Genomic DNA, 22632 nt, shown 5'->3' with positions numbered 1-22632 from the left:
ACGCAGTAAGGGAAAGTGCGGGCTCGGTGAGGTGTGGAGCCCTGCTGAACCGTGCGGGGGACCCGCAGAGGGAGGCGTGGATGAGCCTGGTGGACCTGATCGCTCAGGCCGACGAACGCGGACTGGCCGCCAGCGGGTTGGCTTGTTTGGACCGCTGTGTGCCCCTGCTCGGCGGCGACGACGAGGTGTTGCGGCCGCTGTGGGCCAACCTCGCCGACGCCGGCGACACCGGTGACTGGGGCGAGCGGCTGGAGGACGCGCGGGCGAAGCTGGGCGGCCCCGAGGAGCCCGGCGAGAGCGAGGCGGCGATGCTGGCCCGGCGGATGCTGGCGGCTGCGCCGGACGATCCCGTTGGTGGGCCGGTGCGGGTGTGGGCGGACGCCTGTTCCGTGGCCGCGCTGCAGATACACCGGCTCTTGGACCTGGTCGACGACGAGGAGTCCTCCGTCGACGCGCGCCGTGAAGGGCGTACGGACGGGATGTCGCCTCTTGTCGCCGCGGAGCTGCGCCGGCAGGTTGTGGTGCTCGAGGTGCTGGCCGGGCATGGTGCGGGTGGGCTGCGCCGGGCCCTGGAGGTTTCCATCGAGGGGCGGCGGGTGCTGCAGGCCGTTGTCGCTCGGCGGGCGCGGTTGGGGTAGGGGCGGTTGGCCGTTCGGAGGGTGCGGGTCGTCGGTGGTTGCTTGCGGCCCCTTCAGTGCAGGACGCACTTGACCACCGCGTCACCGTATTCGGCCGTCCTCGTGTAGAAGGCCGTCAGGTCGTGGTGGGTGGATTCGAAGAGGGTGCGGGTCTGGTCCTCCGCGGGGGCGCCGCCGTAGCGGGGGAGGAGTTCCTCGCGGGACCGGTGCCACAGGTCCGCGATGTCGGCCGTCGTGAGGTAGGCGGCGACCTGGGCGGCCCGGGCCGCCGGCAGCAGGAGGAACGGCGGGTGGCCGGGGTCCGGGTGCGGGACCGGGCTGCCGCCGAGCACCACGTCGGCCGGTGGGCCGCCCTCGGTGCGGTGCGGTGGAGCGCCGGCGTAGAGGAGGTCGTGGTCGGGGTGGTGCCGGTACAGGAATTCCTCCCGGTGCCGGTCGATCCTTCGGCGCACTGTCGTCCAGTCGTCCTCGAACAGCCGCCGCAACCAGTTCGCGCTGTTGCGCAGCGCCGACGGGGGCACCGCGCGGAGATGGAAGTACATGCTCATCAGTGAGTGGAGCGCAGCGCAGGGGCGAAGCGTCACTCCCCCGGAAGAACCCGCACCTGAGAGCGTCCTGTGTCCGTCCTGCGGCGGGGCTGGGGCGGTCCTGCGCCCGTCTCGGGGAATCCCCGGAATCGGCGTGACACCCGGCACGCCTGTTCCGCTCCTGTGTATGTGACTACCTTCCACGAGACCAGGCCGAACGCGGCGACGAAGCCCGTGCGGTGGGCGGCGGACGCCGTTCTGGCGATGCGCGAGGGGGCGCGGGTGCGCCTCGACTACTCGGCACAGAGTTTGTGGCGCGTCGACCGGATCATCGAGGGGATACGGCAGGAGGGGGCGCCGTACGCCGCCGTGGAGAGCGTGCTGCGCTCCTTCGGGGCGTACGCGGGCGAGGTGATCGTCCGTCAGACCGGCGCCGAGTGGTGGTCGGGCAGCGGGGAGCACTGGATCCGTACGCCCGACGGGCGGATGTGGGACCCGATCGACGAGGCCCGCCGCTGCTTCGGGGGCGACGGTTCGCTGCGGCTGCTGTGCCGGGACGTGGTGACGGCGGCCGGGACGGCGGTCGGCGGGGTGGCCGGGGCGGCAAAAACCACGTAATAAGAGACGCTGGCGTTCCCAAACGGGGGGCGACGGGCGCACGATGGGCCGTATGGCTGACAACCGCCGTTGGTGGGCGCTCGTGGTCATCGCCCTCGCCCAGTTGATGGTCGTCCTCGACATGACCATCGTGAACATCGCCCTGCCGTCCGCCCAGGCCGACCTGAACATGTCGGACGGGAACCGCCAGTGGGTGATCACCGCCTACACGCTGGCCTTCGGAGGACTGCTGCTGCTCGGCGGCCGGGTCGCCGACCTGGTCGGACGCCGGAAGACCTTTGTGATCGGGCTGCTCGGCTTCGCCGCCGCCTCCGCGCTCGGCGGAGCCGCCGGCAGCTCGGCGATGCTGTTCGGGGCGCGGGCCCTGCAGGGCGTGTTCGCCGCGCTGCTCGCGCCGTCCGCGCTGTCGCTGCTCGCCACGACCTTCACCGACCCCAAGGACCGCGGGAAGGCGTTCGGCATCTTCGGCGCCATCATCGGCGCCGGCGCCGCCGTCGGTCTGCTCGCGGGCGGCTTCCTCACCCAGTACCTGAACTGGCGCTGGTGCCTGTACGTCAACATCCCCATCGCCCTGGTCGCCTTCTTCGGCGCCCTGGCGCTGCTCACGCCCGGCGAGCGCCATCCCGACGCCCGTCTCGACGTGCCCGGCGCGGTGCTCGGCTCCGCCGGGATGCTCTCGCTGGTGTACGGCTTCTCCGAGGCGGAGTCGAGGGGCTGGCGCGACGGCCTGGTGCTGGGGATGCTGGCCGGCGGGGTCGTGCTCCTCGTGGCGTTCGGCTGGTGGCAGACGCGGGCCCGGGTGCCTCTGCTGCCGATGTCGGTGGTGAAGGACCGGCAGCGGATCGGCGCCTTCCTGACCGTGCTGCTGGTGACCGTCGGTATGTTCGGCGTCTTCCTCTTCCTGACGTACTACCTGCAGGGCGTCCTCGGCTGGTCGCCGCTGAAGACCGGGGTCGCCTACCTGCCGATGACGGTCGCGATGGTCGTCGGCTCGACCCAGATCGCCGCACGGCTGCTGAACAGGGTGCCGCCCCGCGTGGTGATCGTGCCGGGGCTGCTGCTGGCCGCGGGCGGGCTGGCCGTCATCGCCCAGGTCGGTGTGGAGCCGGCGTACGCCTCGCATGTCCTGCCCGGCATGCTGATGCTGGGTCTCGGCATGAGTTCGGCGATGATGACCTCGGTGTCGCTGGCCACGGGAAGCGTCGCGCCGCGTGACTCGGGCGCGGCCTCGGCGACCTTCAACACCGCCCAGCAGGTGGGTGGTTCGATCGGTACGGCGCTGCTCAACACCATCGCCGCGACCGTGACGGCGCGGTATCTGACGGCGCACGCGGCGCCGGGCGTGGACAAGGGGCTGCTGGCGGCGAAGGCCACCGTTCACGGCTTCAACGTCGCCACGTGGTGGGCGATGGCCGCGCTGCTGCTGGCCGCGCTGATCGCCGGGGTGGTCGTGAACGCGAAGCGGGCGCCCACTCCCCAGAGTGCGGAGAAGCGGGCGCCCGAGCCGGTGGATTCGGCGCTGTGAGCGGCTACTTGACGTAGACCAGGCCGTCCGTCGTGATCGTCGGGCGGCCGCTGGTGCCCACCACCACGATCTTCACGGTGTGCTTGGCGCTGCTCGACCAGGTCTTGGTCCAGATCGCCTGCCGGTACAGGGTCGTCGAGGACTTCAGGTCGACGGTGGAGACCTTCGTGCCGTCGACGTAGACGTAGGCCTGGCCCGAGCTGGAGGCCCGGGAGACCACCCAGGACGCGGAGCGGCCGGTGAACGTCCAGGTCAGGCTCGCGTTCTTGGAGCCGCTGGAGTACGACTTGCCGCCGAGGTAGCTGGTGGAGGAACGGGTGGTCCAGCTACCGGACTTGACCGCCGAGGACTCCTGCAGGATCACCGGCGTGTACGAGGGCGACGAGGTCTTGGTGTTGCCCGCGTAGTCGTACGCCTTCATCGACCAGGTGCTCGCGGTGCCGGACTTGGCGGTGCGGCTGGAACTGGTCGTGGTCGGGCCGAAGGTGGCCGTCGTCGGGGACAGCAGGCTCACGGACTTCAGCGCGGCGCTGTCGGTGGCCTTCCAGCCGAGGGTGACCGGGACGGCTGTGGTGTTGACCGTGCCGGTGCGCAGGGAGATCTTCGGGGTGGTCGTGAACGCCGGCGCGGTGGTGTCCGTCACGACGGTCAGCGCGGAGCTCGTCGCCGTCTTCCCCGACTGGTGCACGGCCCGTACGGCGACGGTGTGGCTGCCCGACGGCACGGTGGCGCCGACGGAGGTGGCCGAACCCGTCGCGGTGGCCGCGACCTTGCCGTCCACAAGCAGCTCGAACCTGGAGATCAGCGAACTGGGCGTGGTGGTGGACCACTTCGCCGTGATCGCGCCCTTGGTGTAGTACGTCGAGCCGGACAGGCCCGCGCCGGACAGCGAGGTGATCTTCAGGCCCTGCACCGGGCCGGACGCCCAGGCGCGGACGGTCGGCAGCTGGGCGTAGAGCGAGCTGCCCGGGCACTGCGTGTTGTAGCCGTCGCGGTGCGCGGAGATCCGGTTGAAGGTGTACTGGCTGCCCGCGGTGAAGGCGGTGCCGAAGTAGTTCGTCTGCGCCGCGCCCGCGGTGAGCTTCACGGTCGAGGAGGGATCGGCGCCGTACTGGCCCAGCTTCCAGGCCGCGATACGGGCGACGGAGGCCAGGGCCGCGTCGGTCGCGCCGGTGGAGGTGAAGTCACCGAGCACCGCGATGCCCGCGGACTCGCGGTTCCAGCCGTAGGTGTGGGCGCCGAGCACGGGCAGGTCGGTGCCGCCCTTGCGGCCCTCGAAGATCGTGCCGCACTTGTCGACCAGGAAGTTGTAGCCGATGTCGTTCCAGCCGTTGACCTGCACGTGATACGCGTAGATGCCGCGCACGATCGAGGCCGAGTCGGCGCACGAGTAGTCGTTGGAGCCGTCGGTGTGGTGCACGAAGACGGCCTTCACGTCCGCGTTGTACTCCGACGGGTCGGGGCTGATCGACTCGTCCGCACCCCAGCCCGCGCGCGAGGTGATCGGCGGCTCGGGGACGGTGGACGGCGGCGCGGTCGGCACGGTCGGGCTGGCGGAGGCGCTGTCCGTCGGGCTCGGCGACGTGGTGTCGGTCGGGCTCGCCGACACGCTGTCGGTCGGGCTCGGTGACGTGGTGTCCGTCGGGCTCGCGGAGGCGCTGTCCGTCGGCGTGGCGCCCGGCGTCGTGTCCGCCACGAACGCGGCGGGCTCCTTCGCGGGGTCGGTCGCCTTCGCCTCGGCGTCGGTGACCACACCCGGGTCGACCAGGTTGACCTGAAGCCCCTTGGGCAGTCCGGCGCTGGTGGAGCCGTTCTTGTGCACGACCTGGACCTCGACGCCGTCGGACGGGCCGACCCACAGCGGCTCGGACGCGCCGCGGGCGTCGGCACCCGCCTGCGGGTCCCGCAGCGGGTCGGCGTCCGCCTCCAGGTCCCGCCAGGCGCTCCACTCGCCGCTCTCGACGCCGTGCGTACGGACCTGGGCCGTGCCGTGCAGCCGCCGGGTCGCCCCCGTCCAGGAGACGCCGAGCATCGAGAACTGCTTCGTGTCCGTGCGCGGCAGTTCCCGCCTGCCGTTCGCGGCGTCCTTCAGCGCGAGGTCGTAGACCTTCACCGGCCGCTTGGCCCGGCCGGCCGCCTGGTGATCGGCGGACGGGCTGGCCACGGCGTAGGTGACGACGCCGCCCCCTCCCAGCACCACCGCGCCGAGCGTCAGCCATGCCCTCCGTTTCAGGCTCAGCGGTCTGTACGCGCGCGTACCGCGAGGACTCAATTACCCCACCCCTAAGAGAAGTTCATGCGTGGCACACCTGAGACGGCAGGTGGCACTTACACACAGCGCCAAGCTTTGACCAAACGTCACCTGTGACACTTCTGTGACGCCTGGCGCAGAGGACCGTGGGGGCGTGTCCACGGGCCGATGTGGCGCACGGTGCGGGCTCTGCGGAGCCCGCGGACCACTCGTACGAACGACGAGGAATGTGTTGGGCCAGGGACGGGAACCCCGCCGCGCGCAGGCGTACGACGAGGAGCTGGGGACGGCCGTCGCGCGGGCCCAGGAGGGCGACGAGGCCTCCTTCGCCCGCGCGTACCGGATCGTGCAGCCCGGGCTCCTCGGCTATCTGCGCGGGATCGTCGGCGACGACGCCGAGGACGTGGCGTCCGACGCCTGGCTGGAGATAGCCCGCGACCTCGGGCGGTTCAAGGGCGACGGGGCGGGCTTTCGCGGCTGGACCGCGACCATCGCCCGGCACCGCGCCCTGGACCACCTGCGCCGGCAGAAGGTACGGCCCCGGTCGGCGGGGTTCGATGCGGACGTACTGGAGCTGGCCGGTCCGCACAGCACCCACGATCAGGCCCTGGAGGCGCTGTCCACCGAGCGCGCCCTGGAGCTGGTCCGCAGCCTGCCGCCCGACCAGGCCGAAGCCGTGCTGCTGCGCGTGGTCGTCGGGCTCGACGGCCCCTCGGCGGCCCGCGTCCTCGGCAAGCGCCCCGGCGCCGTGCGCACGGCCGCGCACCGGGGACTGAAGCGCCTCGCGACCCTGATCAACGGCCCGGGTGTGACGAATGACGATCCACGGACGCTGGGGGAGTCGACATGACTGACAGCGGCGGAACGAACGTCCACCTCGGATCGAACGTCCACGACGCGACGAATGACGACGACGGCGGGACCGGCGCGAACGGCCGGCAGCCGCACACGGATGGATACGGACATGGGTGACCGGCACAGCGACGGCGGTGCCCGCGCTCGTCGGCGCGCGCACCCGGGCGAGACCCTGCCGGGCCCGCTCGACGGGCCGGCCGGCCCGGCACTGGAGAGCCTGATCGCCGGCGTGCTGCGCACGGAGGCGCTCGACGCCGACGCCGAGCGGCGCGCCGTGGCGGCGTTCCGGGCTGCCCACCGGGCCGGGGTACCCGGTGCGCGGACCCGCCGGCGGGACGACTGGCGCCCGCGCGAGCACCGCAGGATCCGACGCTCGCTGCGCGTCACCTTCACGCTCTCCCTGGCCGGCCTCACCCTGGGCGGCGTCGCGTTCGCCGCGATCGACTCCGCACACCGCTCCTCGCACGACGGGCACGCCTCCCGGCAGCAGACCCACGCCCCGGCCGCCGCGTCCGGCACGGCGTCCCACACGCCGGGCTCACCCGCCGCACCGGACCAGCCGCCGACGGCGAAGGACACCGAGGCGCACTGCCGGGCGTACGAGAAGGCCGAGGGAAGCGGCAAGGCGCTGGAGTCGACCGCCTGGCAGCGGCTGGTCGCGGCCGCGGGCGGCAAGGACAACGTCACGGCCTACTGCGCCGCGAAGCTGAGGCAGCCGGCGGGCGGGAACACGCCGTCCGCGACCAGGAAGCCGAAGAACCCGCAGAGCACCCAGAGGGCCAGGCCGTCGAAGAACGCCAACGCGGGCAGCTCGGGCAGCTCGGGCGGCTCTGCCGGATCCACCGGCGCCGACTCCGGCAAGAAGGGAAATTAGCCCTCTTCGCAAGGGCGGTCCGAAGGGGAATCCGAGCGGGAAGCCGGGTTCCGCTTCCTTCGGCGTGCCCTCGTCAGGGACCCCGCCGTGGCTCGTTCACGGCCCTGCCGTGCACCACCGAAGCAACGGCCGGGGCCGCCACCCCCCACAGGAGAGGCCCCGGCCGTCGCGCGGCACGGGCCGCGCGGCGACCCGTACTTCCTACAGCGCCATGAGTGCGGTTTCTGTCACACCCCAGGCATTCCGCTCCGCGTGACAGGTGGTTGCATGTTGTACGGACATGGACGAGCAGCGGTTTCAGGTCGTAACGTGCCTTTCGCGCCGGGCGCGGAAGACAAGATCATGGCAACGATCGGCGGCCTCGACGCCGCGACCATCGAACGAGGAACCACTGGTGCTGGGGGACGACGCGGAGCTGACGGCCGCGGTGCTTGCGGCGCAGGACGGGAACGAGACCGCGTTCCGGACTGTGTACCGCGCAGTGCACCCGCGCCTGCTCGGATACGTCCGGACACTGGTCGGCGACCCGGATGCCGAGGACGTCGCGTCCGAGGCCTGGTTGCAGATTGCCCGTGACCTGGAGCGCTTCGAGGGCGACGCGGACCGCTTCCGCGGCTGGGCCGCCCGGATCGCCCGCAACCGCGCACTGGACCACATACGCATGCGCGGGCGCCGCCCCGCCATCGGCGGCGACGAAACGGAACTGACCGGCAGGCCCGCCGAGTCCGACACCGCGGGCGAGGCCATGGAGTCGCTCTCCACCGACCACACCCTCTCCCTGATCGCCCGGCTGCCGCAGGACCAGGCCGAGGCCGTCGTGCTGCGGGTGGTCGTGGGCCTGGACGCCAAGACCGCCGCCGAGACGCTCGGCAAGCGCCCGGGCGCCGTGCGCACGGCGGCGCACCGCGGTCTGAAACGACTCGCCGAACTGCTCGGCGACGATCCGGAATCGACCGGCGGTCTGGACGGGCTGCCGCCCCAGCGAGAACCGCGCGGCGCCGCGGTGACGTCCGCGAGTGTGACGCATATGCGTGCGCGGACGCAGAAGGACATGTGATGGCCGACGAGCAGTACAGGTGGCTGGACCGCGAAACAGCGGAGTGTTTGCTGCGCGGAGAGTCGCTCGAGGCTGTCGACCCCGCCGTCCGTGATCAGGCCGAACGGCTTGCGAAGACCCTTGAGGGGCTGACCGGCGAACCCCCGCAGGGCAGCGTCGAACTGCCCGGTGAGGCCGCCGCGCTGGCCGCCTTCCGCGCCGCGCGGTCCGACGCGCGGGCCGGGCGTTCCACCACGGGGCCGCGCGCCGCGGCACCTCCGCCCCCCGACGCCGGTCTCGTCCGTATCGGCGGCCCCGGCCGGAGCGAACGCACCTCCCGCCGGGGCCGGTCCTCGCGCTTCGTGCTGACGGCCGTACTGGCCGCCGGGATGGTCGGCGGAGTCGCCGTCGCGGCGACGAGCGGAGTGCTCCCGACGCCGTTCGGCCACGACCGCCCCGCCCCCGGTGCCTCCGTCTCGGCCTCCGTGCCGCAGCAGAGCCCGCTCGTGTCGCCCTCGACGGGCGGCTCCCTGGGCGAGCCCACACCCGACGGCTCCTCCGGCGCCTCCACCGGCCCGGCGATCCCGCCCGGCTCGTCCGGCGGTGCCACGTCGGCCGCCCCGGGCCGCGGCTCCGACGGCCGCAACAGCGCCGGCCGCTGGTGGCGCGGGGCCCCGTCGGCCTGCGGCGACATCCGCGACGGCAAGGAGCTGGGCGCCGTCCGCAGGCGTGCCCTCGAGGATGCCGCGGGCGGCTCCGACCCCAAGCGCGTGGGGAAGTATTGCAAGAGCGTCCTCGCCCTCACCGACGGCGCGTCCCGCGGCAAGGACACGGGCCGGGACGGCCAGGGCGGCGACACCGGCCAGGGCGATCAGGGCGATCAGGGCGGCGAGCACGGCCAGGGCGGCGACCAGGGCGACCAGGGTGGTGACGGCGACGGCCACGGCATACTGCCCGGCGTCGGCGGAACCGGCGCCGGTACGTCGTCCTCCCTCGCCCCGGTGCTGCCCAAGCAGCTGATCAAGACCCCCACCCCGGCTCCGAGCCCGACGTACAGCGCGCTCTGACCTGCGGTTTTGTGGTGCGGGAACTTTTCCCGGCCGCGTCAGTAACGTTTTCGGCCGCCTCCGCGCAGTAGAGAGTGAGCCGACTGGTCATCGGCCGTCGCACAGAGCCGGGGTTCCCCCCGTACCTACGGCTCGTGCACCTCGGCGCGGGCGGGACACGTTCCCCCGGTCCCGCCCGCGCCCCACACTCCTCTCCCGCTTCCGGGACCTCACTCGTACACGACGACCTTGTCGCCGGTGCGCACCTGCGCGTACAGATCCGCGATCGCCGCCTCGTCCCGTACGTTGACGCAGCCGTGCGAGGCGCCGGTGTAGCCGCGGGCGGCGAAGTCGTAGGAGTAGTGCACGGCCTGGCCGCCGCTGAAGAACATCGCGTACGGCATGGACGAGTCGTAGAGCGTCGACCAGTGGTGGCGGGACTTCCAGTACACGTGGAAGACGCCCTCGCGGGTCGGTGTGCCGACCGCGCCGAAGCGGACCGACATCGTCGCCACCGTCCGTCCGTCGATCATCCAGCGCAGGGTCCGGCTCGTCTTGTCGATGCACAGCACGCGCCCGGTCAGGCACCGCGGATCGGCGGGCCCCGCGGGCTGGCCGCCCATCAGATACAGCTCCCACTTGCCCGGCTCGTGCGTCATCCCCGTCAGCCGCTGCCAGGTGACCGTGTCCGTCTCGCCCGTCCTCGGCAGCCCGCGCTTGCCCTGGAACCCCTTGACCGCGTTCTCGGTCAGGTCGTCGTACGTGCCGGTCGGACCGTCGAAGAGCCAGTCGGCCTGGCGCAGCCGGGCCTGCAGCTCGCGCACTCCGCCGCCGGAGTCGCCGGGGGACCACATGACCGGGGCGCCGCCCTTCGAGGTGGGCGCGCTCGGCTTCCCGTCGCTCCCGCCCGGCCTGCCGTCGGCGGTGGCGGAGGGCGGCTTGCTGCCGGGCAGCTCTATGTGCACGGGCGAGTGGGTCTTGCCGTCGGTGCCCTGCACGGTGCACCCGCACACGGCGACCAGGGCCGCGAGTGCCGCCACGGCGGCCAACGATCTCCCCATGCCCGTATTACGCACCACGGCCCCCCTCGCTCTCAGCGGCACACCCGCGTGTCACCTGAGATGGTGCCCGCGGATGACTGGCCGCGAACGGCGCGGCATTGTGGGGACCGGGACCGTACACGTCCGGTTCGGAGTCAACCCCCAGCGGGAGGCATCACCACCATGGCGCGCGAGTCGGAGTCCGGACTGCCCATCGAACCGGTCTACGGGCCTGAGGACCTGGCGGGCTGGGACCCGGGCGGGAAACTGGGCGAACCGGGGTCGTACCCCTTCACCCGCGGTGTCTACCCGTCGATGTACACGGGCCGGCCGTGGACCATGCGCCAGTACGCCGGATTCGGTACGGCCACGGAGTCCAACGCCCGCTACCGGCAGCTGATCGCCCACGGCACGACCGGCCTGTCCGTCGCCTTCGACCTGCCCACCCAGATGGGCCACGACTCCGACGCCCCCCTGGCGCACGGCGAGGTCGGCAAGGTGGGCGTGGCGATCGACTCGATCGACGACATGCGGGTGCTGTTCGGAGGCATCCCGCTGGACCAGGTCTCGACGTCGATGACGATCAACGCGCCCGCCGCCCTGCTGCTGCTCCTGTACCAACTGGTGGCCGAGGAGCAGGGGATCGCGGCCTCCCGGCTCACGGGCACGATCCAGAACGACGTGCTGAAGGAGTACATCGCGCGCGGGACGTACATCTTCCCGCCCAAGCCGTCCCTGCGGCTGACCGCCGACATCTTCAAGTACTGCCGGGCCGAGATCCCGAAGTGGAACACGATCTCGATCTCCGGCTACCACATGGCCGAGGCGGGCGCGTCCCCCGCGCAGGAGATCGCCTTCACGCTCGCGGACGGCATCGAGTACGTCCGCACGGCGGTCGCCGCCGGCATGGACGTGGACGACTTCGCGCCCCGGCTGTCCTTCTTCTTCGTGGCCCGTACGACGATCCTCGAGGAGGTCGCCAAGTTCCGTGCCGCGCGCAGGATCTGGGCCCGTGTGATGCGGGAGGAGTTCGGCGCGAAGGACCCGAAGTCGATGATGCTGCGCTTCCACACGCAGACGGCCGGGGTGCAGCTGACGGCCCAGCAGCCGGAGGTGAACCTGGTGCGGGTCGCGGTCCAGGGCCTGGGCGCGGTGCTCGGCGGCACCCAGTCGCTGCACACCAACTCCTTCGACGAGGCGATCGCGCTGCCGACGGACAAGTCCGCGCGCCTCGCCCTGCGGACCCAGCAGGTGCTGGCGTACGAGACGGACGTCACGGCGACGGTCGACCCCTTCGCGGGCTCGTACGTCATCGAGAGCATGACCGACGACGTGGAGGCGGCCGCCGTCGAGCTGATGCGGAAGGTCGAGGACCTCGGTGGCGCGGTCGACGCCATCGAGCGCGGCTTCCAGAAGGCCGAGATCGAGCGCAGCGCCTACCGGATCGCTCAGGAGACGGACTCCGGTGAGCGGGTCGTGGTCGGCGTCAACCGCTTCCAGCTGGACGAGGAGGAGCCGTACGAGCCGCTCCGCGTCGACCCCGCCATCGAGGCGCAGCAGGCGGCCCGGCTGGCGAAGCTGCGTTCCGAGCGCGACCAGCCGGCGGTGGACGCGGCCCTCGCGGCGCTGAAGAAGGCGGCCGCCGGCGAGGACAACACCCTGTACCCGATGAAGGACGCCCTGCGCGCCCGCGCGACGGTCGGCGAGGTGTGCAACGCACTCCGGGAGGTATGGGGCACCCACGTGCCGTCGGACGCCTTCTGACATGTCACACTCCCTCTCATGCTCGGCGTCATAGATCTCCCCACCTACCTGGCGGGCCTCGTCCTCATCGTGCTGCTGCCCGGTCCCAACTCGCTGTACGTGCTCTCCGTGGCCGCCCGCCGCGGGGTACGCGCCGGATACACCGCGGCGGCCGGCGTGTGGTGCGGCGACACCGTGCTGATGACCCTCTCCGCCGCCGGGGTCGCCTCGCTGCTCCAGGCGAACGCAGTGCTGTTCGGGATCGTGAAGTACGCCGGTGCCGGGTATCTGACGTGGCTCGCCATCGGGATGATGCGGGCCGCGTGGGCGATGTGGCGGGGCCGGCGGGAGCGCGCCGCGGAGCAGGAGGCCGCTCCGGTGGCGGCCGACGAGCGGCCCTACCGCCGTGCGCTGGTCGTCAGCCTCTTCAACCCCAAGGCGATCCTGTTCTTCGTCGCCTTCTTCGTGCAGTTCGTCGACCCGGGCTACGCCTACCCGGCGCTGTCCTTCGTCGTCCTCGGCACCTTCGCCCAGATCGCGAGCTTCCTCTACCTCAGCGCCCTGATCTTCGGCGGCACCCGCCTCGCCGCCGCCTTCCGCCGCCGCAAGCGCCTGTCGGCCACGGCGACCTCGGCGGCGGGGGCCCTGTTCCTGGGCTTCGCGGTGAAGCTGTCGCTGGCGAGTTCGTAGCGGCGGTCAGAACCACGACCGGCACTTCGAGGAGGGCCTGCAGCTGGTGATCGCGGGGGTCGAGGCGAGGTACGCCGGGTAGCCCACGGGCCGCACCCCGCAAAAGCGGTGGGGCGGCCTCCGGGATCCGGGGATCCGCAGGCCGCCCCACCGGCATGGCGCAGGCGTGCGTTCGCACGGGTTCCGTGCGGGCGTTCGCTCAGCGCTTCACGGACTTCTTCAGGGCCCGTGCGCGGCGGACCACCCGGCGGGCCGTGGAGTTGCGGGGGAGGAAGGCCAGGCGTTCCGGGAGTCCCCCGGGCAGGCCCAGCGACGTGAGGCGCTTGCGCTTGAAGTAGCGCTTGGTGCGCGGCCCGAGGTGCCGGGAGAGATAGCGTTCCGCCGCCGTGCGCAGCCCCGGGTGGATCTGGGACTGCATGGTGTAGCCGAGCGCGGCCAGCAGGCCGTCCAGCGTGTCCGCGGGGACCGTCTGCTCGCTCTTTCCGCCCTCCAGGTCCGGGATCAGCGCGTCGGCCAGGACGACCGGGACCCGGTTGCTGTTCTGGTACGGCGTCAGGCGATCGAGGAGCGGCTCGGTACCGATGCGGGCGGCCGGGAGGCCGTAGAACGAGGACGCCGTGAACAGCGCCGTGGAGAAGCAGCCCACGACCAGCCCGGGCGGCGACTTCTCGAAGAGCAGCTCGGCGAGGACGGGCAGGTCGAGGACGGTGAGGTCGACGCCGAGCCGCTCCGCCTCGGTCTCCAGCGCGCGGCTGTAGCGGGCCGGTGCCGTGGGGTGCGGCTTGAAGACGATCGCCCGGTGGCCGCGCTCGACCGCCCCGCGCATCATCCGCACATGCAGGTCCTCCTCCTCCTCGGGGGAGAGGATGCCCAGCGCGGACAGGTACTGGCCCAGCAGCAGCGCCGAGTCGTCCGGCAGGACGGGCAACTCCGGTACGGAGGAGGTGAGTTCGCCCATCACCTTCAGGAAGGCCTCGGTCGGCAGGACCTGCGCCGGCACCCCGAACTCGGTCAGCAGCATCGGGGTGAGCCCCGGCACCAGATCCAGGTGCAGCAGCCGCCGCACCCGCGTGCCGACCAGCGGGTCGAGCTTGTTGCGGGTGGGGCCGTAGCTCATCAGGCCGTCGGCGTAGACCTCGACGGGCGCGTCGGTGAACAGCTGGGCCACGCTCAGCGCGGGGGCGACCTGGATGGACTCCAGGACCAGCTCCACCCGGTCCTCGCCCAGGTCCCACAGCATGCGCAGATAGCGCTCGAACAGCGGGACGTCGTCCGAGCGCGGGGTCCAGGACCCGGGGTGGAAGGGGCGGATGGCCTCGTTCCAGGACACTATGGCGTCGAAGCGGCCGCGCAGCGGCTCGAAGCCGGGCATCTCGTCCACGGGCACAGTGACTTCGGGCGTCGCGGAGTTGTTGAAGACCAGCAGCAGCCGACGGGCCGGCTCCTGGCCGTCCCTCTCCTGGAAGCAGTCCGAGTCGATCGCCGCGGCCAGCGTCGCGGCGCCGTACAGGGTCGAGACGCAGAAGATACGGGTGGTCCGGGACATCAGGCAGCCGCCTTCGCAGTGGTGACCCGGCGGCGCAGCCGCCGCAGCTTGGAGGAGCGGTGGAAGTCCATGGTCTCCAGGACGTCACCGAGGGCGTCCTGCGGCATCCGCTTGATCGCCGCCGCGCTCATGGCCCGCAGCTGCCTGGCCACCGAGGGCTCCCACTTGCTCTCGTCGGAGAGGTGGTGGGCGATGATCGCGCAGTACGTCCGCACGGCCTTCGGCAGCAGCCTGTCCGCGTCCGGGTCCTGCGCGGTCTCCTCGATGACCTGGTCGAAGGCGCGGATGAAGTCGAGCTGGCGGACGTCGCCGATCTGGGTCAGCGAGGAGGCGACCCCGCGCCGGTAGAAGACGCCGAGGAGGCTGACCACGGCGAAGGACTCCGCCTCGCGGTGCAGCTTCCAGATCCACGGCCGGTCCTCGGCGGTGCGCAGGCCGTCGGTGAAGTGGAGCAGGCCCTTGTCGAGCAGCCGGCGGTGGTAGGCGCCGGCCCACGCGTACGCGTAGTCGACGGAGGTGCTGCGGTCGGCGGGCAGGATGGCCTCACGCGGGTCGAACGCCTCCCAGCGGCGCCCGATCGGTACCCGGTGCACGCTGCGTGCGCGGGCGGTGGCCTGGACGTGGTCGGTACGGACGAAATCGCAGCCCAACTTCTCGATGGCACCGACCAGTTCGGCGAAGTAGCCGGGAGCCAGCCAGTCGTCGCCGTCCAGGAACGTCAGGTACTCGCCCTGCGCGGCGTCCAGGCCGGTGTTGCGCGCGGTGGCGAGTCCCCCGTTCTTCTCATGGCGGATGTAACGCACCTGCGCGACGTCCGAGAGTTGCTCGGCCGCGCGTTCGAGAATGGCCGGAGTCTCGTCCTTGGAATGGTCGTCGACCAGGATGAACTCGAAATCCTGTCGAGCGTTCAACCGAAGGCTTCTAAGAGTGTCCGGGGCGTATTGCTGCACGTTGTAGAACGGCACGATGACGGAAAGCTTTGGCACATGAGAAAGCCTAGGAGGCCGCCCGTCGGGGGAACTTTACGGTACCCGTACAGACGGTGAACTGAATGTGTCGGATCGGTGCATCGCATGTACTTCCCGGGTTTTGGCGGGCCAGTTCGGCTCTCGGCGGGGTGTTGTTAACTTTTTGTTGAGGTGCGGTTGGGCCGCTCCTCGGAATTGCTTCCTAGCGTCTTCGGCGTGCCACCAAGTACCTCGAAGCCCACGCGAATCGCCGTACTCGCGGACTCCGACACCCGCTGGAAATGGGGTGCGCTGACCGCGGCCCGTATCGCTCCGAACCCGTCCATGGAAGCCGCATCTCTCGACGACGCGCAAGTCGGTGTCGAGCTGGACGGATTCCTGCTGCGCGGACGGGCGACGCCAACTGCGCGCCAGCTGGCGGAGATCGGTGTGCGCGCCGACTCCCTCAAGGAGGTCTCGGCCGTCGAGTTCCTGCGCGCCATGGCCGAGGAGTCGTACGACGTCGTCGTGCTCGCGCTCGTCGGCGGCGGCGTCCAGGCGATGCTGCACGGCCTGGGGCGGGTGTGGGAGGGGCGCACGGACCGCCCCGTGGTCGTCACCGGCTATGTCGGCGTCGTCTACGAGAAGCTCGCCGACGGCCTGCTGCTGCGGCACGGCGCGGACCTCGTCCTCGCCAACTCCCGCCAGGACGCGGAGCGTTTCCGGGACGTCTACGAGGGCGTGGGCGCCGACGCCTCGTCGGTGACCGAGGTGGCACTGCCGTTCCTCGGCGGTGCTCCGTACGAAGGTGAACACGACCGCTGCACCGTGGTGTTCGCCGTGCAGCCGTCCGTCCCGGACAACCGCAGGGACCGGGTGTACCTGCTGAACCGGCTGATCCAGCACGCCCGGCTGCACCCCGGGCGCGAGGTGCTGCTGAAGCTGCGCTCCCGGCCGGGCGAACACACCACGCACATCGAGGAGCTGCCCTACCAGAAGCTGGTCCAGCGGCTCGAACCGCCGGCCAACTTCCGCCTGGTCTACGGGAACATGGGCGAGGTCCTGGACCGCACCGACCTGCTGGTCACCATCAGCTCGACGGCCGCCCTGGAGTCCCTGCACCGCCGTATCCCCACGGTGGTCCTGACCGACCTGGGCGTGCGCGAGGTGCTCGGCAACCACCACTTCGTCGGCTCGGGCTGCCTCGCCTCCTGGGACCAGCTCGACGACGGGCACCGGCCCGTTCCCGACGCGGACTGGGTGGCCCGGCAGGGGGTCGTCGCCGGGGGTTCCCCCTCCGGGGGAGGCTCCTATGAGGCGGCCTTCGACGCGGCGCGCGAGCGCATCGCCAAGCTGCTCGACCGGCCCGGCGGCCTGCAGCCGCTCACCCCGTACTACACACCCGCGACCGCCCCCGGCTATCTGCCCGGGATCCTCGCTCGCCACCACCTCGGCCCCGACGGCAGTCCGCTGCCCGGCGCCCCCGCCGCCGGCAAGGAGCCCGGACCGGTACGGCAGATCGTGCGCAGGGCGGCGCGCGGCGCCTACCGGCACGGAGTGCAGCGGGTCGCGCCCGTCATCCGGCGGATGGGCGAGCTGTGAGCCGCACGACCCCATTCCAAGGAGCTGACCCCATGTCCAACCCGCAAGCGGGCCAAGGCGTTTCGGTGCGCCGGGTGCTCGCGGTGATCCCCGCGCGCGGCGGCTCCAAGGGCGTGCCCGCGAAGAACCTGCTGCCCGTCGGCGGGGTCCCGCTGGTGGCGCGCGCGGTGCGCGAGTGCCGGGCGTCCCGGCTGGTGACCGACGTCGTGGTGTCCACCGACGACCAGGCCATCGCGGCGGCGGCGCGCGAGGCCGGCGCCGAGATCGTGCTGCGGCCCGCGGCCATCGCCGGGGACACGGCGACCTCCGAGGCGGCGGTGCTGCACGCGATGGACGCGCACGAGGCGCTGCACGGCTCGCCGGTGGACGTGGTGCTGCTGGTGCAGTGCACCAGCCCCTTCATCCTCCGCGAGGACGTGGACGGGGTGGTCGAGGCCGTCGTGCATAACGGCGCCGACACCGCCCACACCGTGGCCCCCTTCCACGGCTTCGTGTGGCGCGACGCCGACGACGAGGCCGTGGCCGGCAGCGTCACCGAGATCGACGCTGCCACCGGCGGCGGCTACGGCATCAACCACGACAAGTCCTTCCGGCCGCGCCGCCAGGACCGCCCCCAGGACTTCCTGGAGACCGGCGCGGTCTACGGCATGGACGCAGCCGGCTTCCGCAAGCACCAGCACCGCTTCTTCGGCCGCACCGAGCTGGTCCGCACGGACCCCGCGCGCGTGCTGGAGATCGACGACCCGCACGACATGGCGCGGGCCCGGGCGCTGGCGCCCCTCTTCGACGCGGACCGCCCCGGTTCGCTGCCGACCGCCGACGACGTCGACGCGGTCGTACTGGACTTCGACGGCACCCAGACCGACGACCGGGTGCTGATCGACGCCGATGGAAAGGAGTTCGTCTCCGTGCACCGCGGAGACGGCCTCGGCATCGCCGCCCTGCGCAGGAGCGGGCTGAACATGCTGATCCTCTCCACGGAGAAGAACCCGGTCGTCGCCGCGCGGGCCCGGAAGCTGCAGATCCCGGTCCTGCACGGCATCGACCGGAAGGACCTCGCGCTGAAGCAGTGGTGCGAGGAGCAGGGCATCGCGCCCGAGCGCGTGCTCTACGTCGGCAACGACGTCAACGACCTCCCGTGCTTCGCCCTCGTGGGCTGGCCCGTGGCGGTCGCGAGCGCCCACGACGTGGTACGCGGCGCCGCCCGTGCGGTCACCACCCTCCCCGGTGGCGACGGCGCGATCCGAGAGATCGCCAGCTGGATCCTCGGCCCCTCTCTCGACTCCCTAACCAAGTAAGGACAGTTCTGCCATGAGCACCAACTCCCGCCTGCGTACGTTCGGTTCCTCGCGCCTTGCCGGACCGGGCCAGCCGGTTTACATCTGCGGCGAGATCGGCATCAACCACAACGGCGAGCTGGAGAACGCGTTCAAGCTCATCGACGTGGCCGCCGAGGCCGGCTGCGACGCCGTGAAGTTCCAGAAGCGCACCCCCGAGATCTGCACCCCGCGCGACCAGTGGGACATCGAGCGCGACACCCCCTGGGGCCGGATGACCTACATCGACTACCGCCACCGCGTGGAGTTCGGCGAGGACGAGTACCGCCAGATCGACGAGTACTGCAAGGAGAAGGGGATCGCCTGGTTCGCCTCCCCGTGGGACACCGAGGCCGTCGCCTTCCTGGAGAAGTTCGACGTCCCCGCCCACAAGGTCGCCTCCGCCTCCCTGACCGACGACGAGCTGCTGCGCGCCCTGCGCGCCACGGGCCGCACCGTCATCCTGTCCTCGGGCATGTCGACCCCGAAGCAGATCCGCCACGCGGTCGAGGTCCTGGGCAGCGACAACATCCTTCTCTGCCACGCCACTTCGACGTACCCGGCGAAGGCCGAGGAGCTCAACCTCCGCGTCATCAACACCCTGCAGGACGAGTACCCGAACGTCCCGATCGGCTACTCCGGCCACGAGACGGGCCTGCAGACCACCCTCGCCGCGGTCGCCCTCGGCGCCACCTTCGTCGAGCGCCACATCACCCTCGACCGCGCGATGTGGGGCTCCGACCAGGCGGCGTCGGTCGAGCCGCAGGGCCTGACGCGCCTCGTCCGCGACATCCGCACCATCGAGGCCTCCCTGGGCGACGGCGTCAAGAAGGTCTACGACTCCGAGCTCGGCCCGATGAAGAAGCTGCGCCGTGTCGCGGGCGCCGTCGCCGAGGCGGAGATCGCCGCGGCCGCGGGCGAGCCGGTCTCGGTCTGAACACCCGCAACGCTCAACACCTGTGACGCTCTACGACGGGACGGTCGTACGTAGATGAGCCCCCGCGCCGGGTCAGCCGGCCCCCACACTCTCGCGTTCGTCGAGAGCCCGGTACAGCTGCTCAACGTGCTGGAGTGGGCGCACCTCCATGCCCTCGGGGCCCCGGAGGCATCCGGCGCGGGACCCGGAGCCGGTTCCCCGGCTCTCATGCTCGTCGTGCTGTCCCCGACCGACCCCATGACCCGTGGCCAGCTGCGCCGGATGGCCGAGCTGGCGCGGGACGAGGGGTACCAGGTCCGCTGGGAGGAGGCGCGCGGAGGTCCGGGCGCCCCCTTCCAGACGATCGGCGGCCTGACGCCGCTGCTGCGGCGGGCGCGGCGGGTCGTGATGGGAGACCCGTTCTCCCGCTACGTACAGCTTCTGCTGACGATCACCAAGGCCCGTGACCTCGTCGTCGTCGACGACGGCACCGCCACGATGGAGTTCGTCGCGCAACTCGCCCGCGGGGAGCGCCTGGTGCGCTGGCACCGCAAGGGCGGCCGGCCGGGCGCCCGGGACCTGATCTTCGCGCCCGTCTCCTCCTCGGCCCGCCGCCGGCTGACGCCCGGCGACCGGCGGCACGTGGAGGTCTTCTCCTCCATGCCGGTGGACGAGAAGCCGGAGGGGGTGACCGTGACCGCGAACGACTTCGCCTGGACCCGGGCCCGCTTCGGCCCGCCCCGTATCACCAAGGGCGCCGACATGGTGGGCACCTCGCTGGTGGAGACCGGCGTGGTCGACGGCGACCACTACCTGGAGGCCGTCCGCACCCTCGCGAAGGCCCACGGCGCCACCCGCTACTTCGCGCACCGCCGCGAAAGCGTGGACAAGCTGCACCGCCTCGCCGCGGAGACGGGCCTGGAGATCGTCCGCCCCGACCTTCCGCTGGAAGTGATCGCCCGCCGCGGCCCGGTGGGCCGCACCATCCTCAGCTTCCCCTCCACGGTCGTCCACACCCTCCCCCTCGCCCTGGCCGGCACGGAGGTCCGTGTGGCGGTCTGCGACATCGACCCGGCCTGGCTGACGGAGAACGCCTCGCCCCGGGCCCAGGGCTTCCTGTCGGGAGTGACGGGCAAGGCCCGGGACGTGACGCGCCTGTCGGCGGTCACTGCCGCCTGAAGGCTCCGTACGGGGCCGGCAAGGACCCCTCAGTCCTCCTTCTGCGCCAGCAGGAACGCCCGTGGGCGCTTCTCCTGCCCGGTCGGCTCGCGCAGCACGCGGGCCCGCAGGCGCAGGCCCGCCTTGACCAGGTGCTCCGTGACGGAGTCGGGCGTGCGCCAGTAGTAGTCGAGGGCGATGTCCTGGCCGAAGCGTTCCGTCATGTGCAGGTGGCCCCCCTCGTCGCCGCTCTGGAAGCCGAGCAGAACGTGGCCGCCGGGCACCAGGACGCGGTGGAACTCGGCGAAGGCCGTCGGCAGGTGGTCGTCCGGGACGTGGATGACCGAGTAGAGGGCGAGCACGCCGCCCAGCGTGGCGTCCGGCAGATCCAGCGCCGTCATCGAGCCCACGTGGAAGCGGATCCCGGGATGGGCCTGCCGGGCGAGGGCCACCATGCCGGGGGAGACGTCCACCCCGAAGGCCGGGACCCCCAGAGCGTCGAGCCGCGCGGTGACGTACCCCGGCCCGCTGCCGACGTCCGCGACGGGCGCCGTACCCGACGCCCGGACGAGTTCGGCGAAGGCGGTGACGAGGGCCAGGTCCAGCGGCTGGTCACCCAGATGGTCGGCGAACTGCTCGCTGTAGGGCTTGGCGATCGCGTCGTAGGAGACTCGTGTGGTGTACAGGAAATCCGGGCCGGCCGGTTTCTCGGAGCTCACGCGCCGCACCCTACTGGGGGCGCCCTGGGCCCGGGGGCCGTCCCGACAGATGGAACAGAACCGCCGACGCGGTACGGAGCGTGGTATGCGTAGAGAAAACACAGGTTTACCCATCTCTACTCACAGCCATGCGTCGAGCGGCCGGATTTTCTTCCCCTCAGGGGTTGAACTTTTGTTGATCGAGGGTCGGTCCACCACTTCGGCGTCCTACCCTTCAGAGGGTGAAGCAACTGATGTCTCTTGAGCCCGAGGTCGACCTTCCCGGGGAAGCCGCGCTTCCCGGCACGCTGCCCGAGGATCTGCGTGCCGAGCTCGTAGCCTTCCGGCGCGACTTGCACATGCACCCCGAACTCGGCAACCAGGAGTTCCGCACCACCGCCGCGATCAAGGCACGGCTGGAGGCCGCGGGCCTCACGCCGCGTGTGCTCGGCATGGGTACGGGACTCGTCTGCGACATCGGTGAGTGGGACGGCGGGACGCCCATGCTCGGCCTGCGCGCCGACATCGACGCCCTGCCCATCCCGGACATGAAGACCGAGTGCGCCTACCGCTCCACCGTCCCCGACCGCGCCCACGCGTGCGGGCACGACGTGCACACCACCGTGGTCCTCGGCGCCGGTCTGGTCCTGGCCGGGCTGCACCGCCGCGGCCTGCTCCCGCGGCCGGTCCGGCTCATCTTCCAGCCGGCCGAGGAGGTGCTGCCCGGCGGCGCCGCCGACGCCATCGGGTGCGGCGTGCTCGACGGCGTGGGCCGGATGATCGCCGTGCACTGCGACCCCAGGGTGGACGCGGGCCGCATCGGACTGCGCGAGGGCGCCATCACCTCCGCCTGCGACCGGCTCGAGATCGGCCTCGACGGCCCCGGCGGGCACACCGCCCGGCCCCACCTGACCACCGACCTGGTCACCGCCGCCGCCCGCGTCGTCGTCGACGTGCCCGCCCTCGTCGGCCGGCGCGTGGACACCCGCAGCGGGCTCGCCATCACCTGGGGCCGGATCGAGTCCGGGCACGCCCCGAACGTCATCCCGCAGCACGCCGAGCTCTCCGGGACCGTCCGCTGCCTCGACCTCGCCGCCTGGCGGCAGGCGCCGGACATGGTCGTCGCCGCCATCGACGAGGTCGCCAACCTGCACGGCGCCAAGTCGGAGATCAACTACGTGCGCGGCGTTCCGCCCGTGGTCAACGACCCGGACGTGACGGAGCTGCTGCGCGACGCCATGACCGCGCGGCGCGGAGCGCAGTCCGTCGAGAGCACCGAGCAGAGCCTCGGCGGCGAGGACTTCTCCTGGTACCTGGAGCACGTGCCCGGCGCCATGGCCCGCCTCGGCGTCCGCACCCCGGGCGAGCGCACCGTACGCGATCTGCACCAGGGCGACTTCGACGCCGACGAGTCGGCGATCACCGTGGGCGTGGAGCTCTTCACGGCGGCGGCACTGCTGGACGCGGACGCCCGCTGAGCGGCCGGGGCCCCGCGAGGGCCCCTCCGCCGTCCGGCGCAACACGGTTGTAAGCCATTCGTTCACCCATCGAAATCAACCGCGGACGACCGCAAGGCACCAAGTTCAGACGGTGTTTGCCTCGAATC

At 71.8% G+C, this 22632-nt stretch carries 20 protein-coding genes and 1 pseudogene; 15 read left to right on the top strand and 6 right to left on the bottom strand.

The features are described 5' to 3' along the window. Window positions 1-80: 80 nt before the first annotated feature. On the top strand, window positions 81-638 hold the full coding sequence (locus ACIBN2_RS39260; protein ID WP_399141927.1) for a hypothetical protein: 558 nt from the start codon (window positions 81-83) through the stop codon (window positions 636-638). 53 nt (window positions 639-691) lie between these two features. On the opposite strand, the gene ACIBN2_RS39255 is transcribed toward ACIBN2_RS39260, so the two are convergent. Beyond that, window positions 692-1180 (bottom strand): DUF1877 family protein, encoded by a 489-nt coding sequence (locus ACIBN2_RS39255; protein ID WP_399141926.1) that lies wholly within the window; start codon window positions 1178-1180, stop codon window positions 692-694. Between the two features lie 174 nt (window positions 1181-1354). Here ACIBN2_RS39255 and ACIBN2_RS39250 point away from each other — a divergent pair, with 174 nt between their 5' ends. Both ACIBN2_RS39250 and ACIBN2_RS39245 read left to right on the top strand, forming a co-directional pair. Next, a complete protein-coding gene (locus ACIBN2_RS39250; protein WP_399141924.1) occupies window positions 1355-1783 on the top strand; it encodes a hypothetical protein in 429 nt (142 codons plus the stop codon). Window positions 1784-1835: 52 nt separating this feature from the next. Further along, window positions 1836-3308, top strand: coding sequence for an MFS transporter (locus ACIBN2_RS39245; protein ID WP_399141923.1), 1473 nt, complete (start codon window positions 1836-1838; stop codon window positions 3306-3308). A gap of 4 nt (window positions 3309-3312) precedes the next feature. On the opposite strand, the gene ACIBN2_RS39240 is transcribed toward ACIBN2_RS39245, so the two are convergent. Continuing rightward, the gene (locus ACIBN2_RS39240) at window positions 3313-5541 is read right to left on the bottom strand and encodes an N-acetylmuramoyl-L-alanine amidase (RefSeq protein ID WP_399142162.1); all 2229 of its coding nucleotides are present in this window, start codon (window positions 5539-5541) and stop codon (window positions 3313-3315) included. 250 nt (window positions 5542-5791) lie between these two features. Here ACIBN2_RS39240 and ACIBN2_RS39235 point away from each other — a divergent pair, with 250 nt between their 5' ends. The 4 genes from ACIBN2_RS39235 to ACIBN2_RS39220 all read left to right on the top strand — a co-directional run bounded on the left by ACIBN2_RS39235 (window position 5792) and on the right by ACIBN2_RS39220 (window position 9391). After that, window positions 5792-6409, top strand: coding sequence for an RNA polymerase sigma factor (locus tag ACIBN2_RS39235; protein WP_399141921.1), 618 nt, complete (start codon window positions 5792-5794; stop codon window positions 6407-6409). A 114-nt stretch (window positions 6410-6523) separates the two neighbouring features. Further along, window positions 6524-7288, top strand: a complete 765-nt coding sequence (locus ACIBN2_RS39230; protein ID WP_399141920.1) for a hypothetical protein — start codon at window positions 6524-6526, stop codon at window positions 7286-7288. Between the two features lie 394 nt (window positions 7289-7682). Beyond that, a complete protein-coding gene (locus ACIBN2_RS39225; RefSeq protein WP_399141919.1) occupies window positions 7683-8345 on the top strand; it encodes an RNA polymerase sigma factor in 663 nt (220 codons plus the stop codon). Next, a complete protein-coding gene (locus ACIBN2_RS39220; RefSeq protein ID WP_399141917.1) occupies window positions 8345-9391 on the top strand; it encodes a hypothetical protein in 1047 nt (348 codons plus the stop codon). The genes ACIBN2_RS39225 and ACIBN2_RS39220 overlap by 1 nt, the downstream gene beginning before the upstream one ends. Before the next feature lie 209 nt (window positions 9392-9600). Here the strand turns inward: ACIBN2_RS39220 and ACIBN2_RS39215 are convergent, their stop codons facing one another. Then, window positions 9601-10431: a L,D-transpeptidase family protein gene (locus tag ACIBN2_RS39215; RefSeq protein ID WP_399141915.1), complete on the bottom strand. Its 831-nt coding sequence runs from the start codon at window positions 10429-10431 to the stop codon at window positions 9601-9603. Between the two features lie 162 nt (window positions 10432-10593). Between ACIBN2_RS39215 and ACIBN2_RS39210 the strand changes: the two genes are divergently transcribed. The 3 genes and pseudogenes from ACIBN2_RS39210 to ACIBN2_RS39200 form a co-directional block, all read left to right on the top strand. Then, window positions 10594-12174, top strand: a complete 1581-nt coding sequence (locus ACIBN2_RS39210; RefSeq protein WP_399141913.1) for a methylmalonyl-CoA mutase — start codon at window positions 10594-10596, stop codon at window positions 12172-12174. Window positions 12175-12192: 18 nt separating this feature from the next. Next, a complete protein-coding gene (gene leuE, locus ACIBN2_RS39205; RefSeq protein ID WP_399141911.1) occupies window positions 12193-12843 on the top strand; it encodes a leucine efflux protein LeuE in 651 nt (216 codons plus the stop codon). Between the two features lie 10 nt (window positions 12844-12853). Continuing rightward, window positions 12854-12925, top strand: a pseudogene (locus ACIBN2_RS39200) (TetR/AcrR family transcriptional regulator C-terminal domain-containing protein); the annotation flags it as partial. A gap of 117 nt (window positions 12926-13042) precedes the next feature. Here the strand turns inward: ACIBN2_RS39200 and ACIBN2_RS39195 are convergent. Together ACIBN2_RS39195 and ACIBN2_RS39190 are read right to left on the bottom strand one after the other, a co-directional pair. Continuing rightward, on the bottom strand, window positions 13043-14389 hold the full coding sequence (locus ACIBN2_RS39195; protein ID WP_399141909.1) for an alpha-2,8-polysialyltransferase family protein: 1347 nt from the start codon (window positions 14387-14389) through the stop codon (window positions 13043-13045). Beyond that, window positions 14389-15375 carry a glycosyltransferase family 2 protein gene (locus ACIBN2_RS39190; RefSeq protein ID WP_399141908.1) on the bottom strand — a complete coding sequence of 329 codons (987 nt, stop codon included), beginning with the start codon at window positions 15373-15375 and terminating at the stop codon, window positions 14389-14391. The genes ACIBN2_RS39195 and ACIBN2_RS39190 overlap by 1 nt, the downstream gene beginning before the upstream one ends. A gap of 198 nt (window positions 15376-15573) precedes the next feature. On the opposite strand from ACIBN2_RS39190, the gene ACIBN2_RS39185 reads away from it, so the two are divergent. From ACIBN2_RS39185 to ACIBN2_RS39170, 4 genes are read left to right on the top strand one after another with little or no spacing between them, the layout of a single operon-like run. Continuing rightward, a complete protein-coding gene (locus ACIBN2_RS39185) occupies window positions 15574-16938 on the top strand; it encodes a DUF6716 putative glycosyltransferase (RefSeq protein ID WP_399141906.1) in 1365 nt (454 codons plus the stop codon). Window positions 16939-16970: 32 nt separating this feature from the next. Next, window positions 16971-18236, top strand: coding sequence for a cytidylyltransferase domain-containing protein (locus ACIBN2_RS39180; RefSeq protein ID WP_399141904.1), 1266 nt, complete (start codon window positions 16971-16973; stop codon window positions 18234-18236). A 13-nt stretch (window positions 18237-18249) separates the two neighbouring features. Then, window positions 18250-19191, top strand: coding sequence for an N-acetylneuraminate synthase family protein (locus tag ACIBN2_RS39175; protein WP_399141902.1), 942 nt, complete (start codon window positions 18250-18252; stop codon window positions 19189-19191). Between the two features lie 54 nt (window positions 19192-19245). Next, window positions 19246-20349 carry a hypothetical protein gene (locus ACIBN2_RS39170; protein WP_399141901.1) on the top strand — a complete coding sequence of 368 codons (1104 nt, stop codon included), beginning with the start codon at window positions 19246-19248 and terminating at the stop codon, window positions 20347-20349. 29 nt (window positions 20350-20378) lie between these two features. On the opposite strand, the gene ACIBN2_RS39165 is transcribed toward ACIBN2_RS39170, so the two are convergent. Beyond that, entirely contained in the window at window positions 20379-21047 is a 669-nt protein-coding gene (locus ACIBN2_RS39165) for a class I SAM-dependent methyltransferase (RefSeq protein WP_399141899.1), read from the bottom strand. A 233-nt stretch (window positions 21048-21280) separates the two neighbouring features. Between ACIBN2_RS39165 and ACIBN2_RS39160 the strand changes: the two genes are divergently transcribed. Beyond that, window positions 21281-22504, top strand: a complete 1224-nt coding sequence (locus ACIBN2_RS39160; RefSeq protein ID WP_399142160.1) for an amidohydrolase — start codon at window positions 21281-21283, stop codon at window positions 22502-22504. Window positions 22505-22632: the final 128 nt, after the last annotated feature.

This window comes from Streptomyces sp. NPDC050534 (genome assembly GCF_044457745.1).
In the GTDB taxonomy this organism is placed as follows: Bacteria; Actinomycetota; Actinomycetes; order Streptomycetales; family Streptomycetaceae; genus Streptomyces.
Note: the sequence above shows the minus strand (reverse complement) of the source record. Positions and strands in the feature narration are given on the sequence as shown.